Origin of the sequence: Amycolatopsis sp. NPDC006131, assembly GCF_040614175.1 — a bacterium.
In the GTDB taxonomy this organism is placed as follows: domain Bacteria; phylum Actinomycetota; class Actinomycetes; order Mycobacteriales; family Pseudonocardiaceae; genus Amycolatopsis_E; species Amycolatopsis_E tucumanensis.
This window is the reverse complement of sequence record NZ_JBEXTX010000219.1, coordinates 1-4,533: the sequence shown is the minus strand read 5'-3', so window position 1 is coordinate 4,533 and position 4,533 is coordinate 1. Positions and strand designations below refer to the sequence as shown.

Sequence of the window (4,533 nt, the reverse complement as noted above, 5' to 3'; positions counted from 1 at the left end):
GGACCGGTCCGTTGGCCGGGCCGGTCCGCTGACCGAACCTGTTCCGATGGCAGGGAGCGACATGACAGGCGCGAACAGCGTGCTCGGCAAGGTGCAGCTCATCCTGGAGGCCTTCGGCCCGGACGACGAGCACCTCAGCCTCACCGAACTGTCCCGGCGCTCGGGGGTCGCGAAGGCGTCGGTGCACCGGCTGGCGCAGGAACTGCTGCAGTGGGGTGTGCTGGAGCGGCGCGGCAGTGACTACTGGCTCGGCATCCGGCTGTTCGAGATCGGCCAGCGCGTGCCGCGGCAGCGCATCCTGCGCGACGCCGCCCGCCCGTACATGGAGGACCTGTTCCAGGCCACCGGGGAGACGATCCACCTCGCCGTGCCGGACGGCCGGGAGGTGCTGTACCTGGAGAAGGTGTCCGGCCACAGCCAGGTCTCCAGGCCCTCCCGGGTGGCCGGCCGCATGCCGATGCACTGCACCGCCACCGGGAAGGTCCTGCTCGCGTTCGGCCCGCGCAGCCTGGTCGACGAGGTGCTCGCCTCCCCGTTGGAGCGGTTCACACCGCACACGGTGAGCACCCCCGGCCTCCTGCTGCACGAACTGGGCCGGGCGCGCGCGAACGGCTACGCCGTCGAGTACGAGCAGACCCGCGTCGGCTACGTCAGCGTGGCGATCCCGCTGACGGGAGCGACCGGCCTGACCACCGGCGCCCTGTCCATCACCGCGCCCCTGTACCGGGCGGACGTGGAGAAGTACGCGGGGCTGCTCGCCATGGTGGGCAGGCGCATCACCAAGACGGTCAGCGCGTTGCACTCGGCCTCCGAGCTGTAGCGCCGCCTGACAAGCCGAGGCCGCTGTGGCGAAGACGTTCCGCCACAGCGGCCGCTATCTGTCTGTGGTCGTAGCGGTTGGGGCCGGCGCGAGCGGCAGTGGCCGTACTTGACCCAGCCGGCCGGTTCCGAGCGCTGCACGGTGGGAAATCCGGGCAGGCAGCAACCGCGGCCACCGGGCCACCGAGGTGAACCTCTGCGGTCAGAAGGGTGTTCAAGTCGTCGTCACAGACTGATCTTGAACACCCTTCGTCCGTCATGCTCGTCCAGCCCCACTCAGGCCGTCGGCGCCCCGGTCTCCTGGCGGACGACCTCCGGCCGCTCGGACCGCGCTTCCCGGAGGAACAGCCCGGCGACCATGCTCACCGCCCACGCCGCGGCCATGTACCCGGCGATGGACACCCAGGTGCCCGTCGCCTCCAGCAGGGACGCGCTGATCGTCGGCGCGAAGGCGTTGCCGAAGATCGTGCCGAGGGTGAACCCGATCGCCATCCCGCTGAATCGCAGCGCCACCGGGAAGGCCTGCGAGAAGTACACCGGGTACATCGCGTAGTTGCCCGAGTAGGCGGCGTACAGCGCGACGAAGCCGAGCAGCATCAACCAGAAGCTCCCCGTGTTCAGCAGGGGGAACCAGACGAACGGGAGCACGACCATCGCCGCGGCGGTGGCCGTGAAGACCTTCCGCGGCCCGATCCGATCGGCCAGCCTGCCGTACAACGGCGCGCCGATCACGACGGCGCACAGGCCGGGCAGCAGCACGTAGAGCATCGTCGACGTGCTCAGCCCCAGCTCGCCCTTGCCGTAGGCGAGCACGTAGACCGAGGAGATCGTGATCGTGCTGCCCGCGCCGACGGTCGCCAGCGTCACGAGGACGACCGTGCCACCGCACTTGCGCAGGACGTCGACCAGCGGCAGCTTGTGGACCGAACCGGCGCCCTTGACGTCGGCGAACTCGGGGCTCTCCCGCAGGCCGAACCGGATCACCAGCCCGCTGACCACGAGCAGCACGCTGGCCAGGAACGGGATCCGCCAGCCCCAGGCCAGCTGGACGTCCTCGGGCATCTGCGCCACGAGCAGGAACATCGCGTTGGCCAGGATGGTGCCGACGGCGGTGCCGGTGTTGAGGATGCCGCCGAAGAACCCGCGCCGGTGCTTCTCGGCGTGTTCGACGGTGAGCAGCACGGCGCCGCTCGTCTCACCGCCGAGGGACACGCCCTGCACGATCCTGAGCACCACCAGCAGCACCGGGGCGGCCATCCCCCACGTGCCGTACGACGGGAGCAACCCGATCGCGGTCGTCGCGATACCCATCATCATCAGTGTGGTGACCAGGATCGTCTTGCGGCCCATCCGGTCGCCGAGGTGCCCGAACAACAGCGCGCCGAGCGGGCGCGCGACGAAGCCGACACCGAAGGTGGACAGCGAGATGAGCGTGCCCACCACCGGATCGGTGGCGGGGAAGAAGATCTTCGGGAACAGCAGCGATGCGGCGAGGCCGTAGATGGTGAAGTCGTAGAACTCGATGGCGGTGCCGAACCACCCGGCCAGTGCGGCCCGGCCCGATTGCCGATGTGGTTGTGTGCCAGCGGACATGCATGCCTCCGGATGAGCCGGTTGAGTTGACGTACTTTCGTCGGCGGGCCGCGACCGCGGCAACGCCGGGGTCCGGACAGTGAACCCGGGCCGGCCCTCGGCCACGGGTGTCCGAAGTAGACGGATCAGCGAACCCGGTTCGAAAACCGTGTTCGTCACCGTCGACCTCCACCGAGCCGCGTTCCACCAGTCCCGCTTCGCCGCGAGACGTGCTGGGAGTGTTCGCCGCCACGGGCGGCGGACCTACCCCCGCGGTCCGCCTACCGGACTCCGACCCCGCGCGGTCCGGTGGACGGACCGCCCGGACGCGAGGTGCGCACCGGAACCCCAAGCTGTTCCGAACCCATTCGGCCTCAGGAGGATCGGTGCGGAAAAGACTCAAGTGGCTCGGTGTGGCGGTCGCCCTGGCGGTGACCGCGACGTCGGTCGTCGCAGGCACACTCGCGACGGCGAACACCGGGCGACCGGTGGCGCGTTCACTCGTCGTCCAGACTGACGCGGGCAAGGTCGAAGGGACGACCACCGGCGCGGTGGACTCGTTCCTCGGCATTCCGTTCGCCGCGCCGCCGGTGGACGGCCTCCGCTGGCAGCCACCGCAGCCGGCGCCGGCGTGGCCGGGGGTCCGGGCGGCGGCCGCTCCCGGTCCGGCTTGTCCGCAGGCGTCCCGCGCGGACGGGAATGAGGACTGCCTCTACCTCAACGTCTACCGCCCGGCGCGGCCGGCCACCGAGCGCCTGCCGGTGCTGCTGTGGATCCACGGCGGCGGGTTCTCGTCCGGCTCCGGCGGCGACTTCGACGGCTCACTGCTGGCCGAGACGAACAACATCGTCGTCGTGACGATCAACTACCGGCTCGGCGCGTTCGGTTTCCTGAACCTGCCCGGCCTGAGCCAGTCCGGCGCGGGGAACTACGGCCTCCTCGACCAGGTGGCCGCGCTCGAGTGGGCAGACCGAAACATCGACCGGTTCGGCGGCGACCGCAACGGGGTGACCATCGCCGGGCTCTCCGCGGGTGGCCACTCGGTGTGCGCCCTGCTCTCCTCGCCGTTGACGCACGGACTGGTCGACGGAGCGATCATCCAGAGCGGTGGTTGCCCGAGCCACACCGTCGCCGAATCCCAGGCCGACGGCGCGCGTTTCGCGGATGACGCCGGCTGCGGCACCGCTGAGGACCCGGTGGCGTGCCTGCGTGCCAAGCCCGCGGCGGAGATCCTCCAGTCGAGCGCCGGGTTCCGTGGCGGGATCCTGTCCGGCCCGCTCCCCACCGCCGGTGTCCCGGAACTGCCGATCGCTCCCCTGACCGCCATCCAAACGGGCCGCTTCGAACGGGTCCCGCTCCTCATCGGCAGCACCCGCGACGAGGTGCGGGGCTGGGCGCAGCCGTTCCGCGGCGCGACCCCCGACCAGTACGTGAAGAGCCTCGAGTACCTCTTCGGCGACCGCGCGGCGGACGTCGCCGAGCAGTACCCGCTGAGCGACTTCCCCGCGCAGGACACGGTGGCATACGCCCTCGGTGCCGTGTGGACCGACTCCAGCGTCTTCTACGGACTCGGCGGTTGCCAGTACGCCCAGCTGGCGCAGCAGGCGTCGAAGTACCAGCCGAAGACGTTCCTGTACCGCTTCGACGGGCGAAACCCCGCTGGGACCGCGAATCCGGCGGGCTTCGACGTCGGCGCCGGCCACGCGGCGGACCAGGCCTACCTCTGGCCCACGGCGACCAGTGTCTACGACCGCGACAAGCTCCGGCTCTCCACCGAGATGGTCCGGTACTGGGGCGCCTTCGTCCGGCAGGGTGTTCCAGACGCGGCCGGCCAGGCCGAGTGGCCGAGCGTCCGGAGCAACCGAGCGATGGTCCTGCAACCCGGCGGCAGCTCCACGGTGACCTCCGCTGCCTTCGCCGCCGCCCAGCACTGCGACCTGTGGAACAGCATGAGCTACCCGTGGCTCGACACCGATCCCGACGAGCTCGCCCAGCAGCTCGGGGTGGTGAGCCGCTAACCGGGCGAACCCGGCCGGCCGGGTTCGCCCCCCGCCGGCGCTCCTCCCGGTCAACACCCTTGTTCGGCCCCCCCTGCTTCCGGGCCGCCCAGCACCCGCTGCACCCCAGCGCCGACCCCCCCAT

At 70.8% G+C, this 4,533-nt stretch carries 3 protein-coding genes; 2 read left to right on the top strand and 1 reads right to left on the bottom strand.

Features of this window, described 5'->3' with window-relative positions; genetic code table 11:
- Window positions 1-61 precede the first annotated feature (61 nt).
- Window positions 62-820 (top strand): IclR family transcriptional regulator, encoded by a 759-nt coding sequence (locus tag ABZ215_RS43340; protein WP_354956757.1) that lies wholly within the window; start codon window positions 62-64, stop codon window positions 818-820.
- A 275-nt stretch (window positions 821-1,095) separates the two neighbouring features.
- Here the strand turns inward: ABZ215_RS43340 and ABZ215_RS43335 are convergent, their stop codons facing one another.
- Window positions 1,096-2,412 carry an MFS transporter gene (locus ABZ215_RS43335; RefSeq protein ID WP_354956755.1) on the bottom strand — a complete coding sequence of 439 codons (1,317 nt, stop codon included), beginning with the start codon at window positions 2,410-2,412 and terminating at the stop codon, window positions 1,096-1,098.
- Window positions 2,413-2,777: 365 nt separating this feature from the next.
- Here ABZ215_RS43335 and ABZ215_RS43330 point away from each other — a divergent pair, with 365 nt between their 5' ends.
- Entirely contained in the window at window positions 2,778-4,409 is a 1,632-nt protein-coding gene (locus ABZ215_RS43330; protein ID WP_354956753.1) for a carboxylesterase family protein, read from the top strand.
- The last annotated feature ends 124 nt before the right edge of the window (window positions 4,410-4,533 follow it).

Excerpts from the sequence above, each read along its gene's own strand:
- ABZ215_RS43340 (WP_354956757.1), top strand. The coding sequence starts at position 62 with ATGACAGGCGCGAACAGCGTGCTCGGCAAGGTGCAGCTCATCCTGGAG.
- ABZ215_RS43335 (WP_354956755.1), bottom strand. The coding sequence starts at position 2,412 with ATGTCCGCTGGCACACAACCACATCGGCAATCGGGCCGGGCCGCACTG.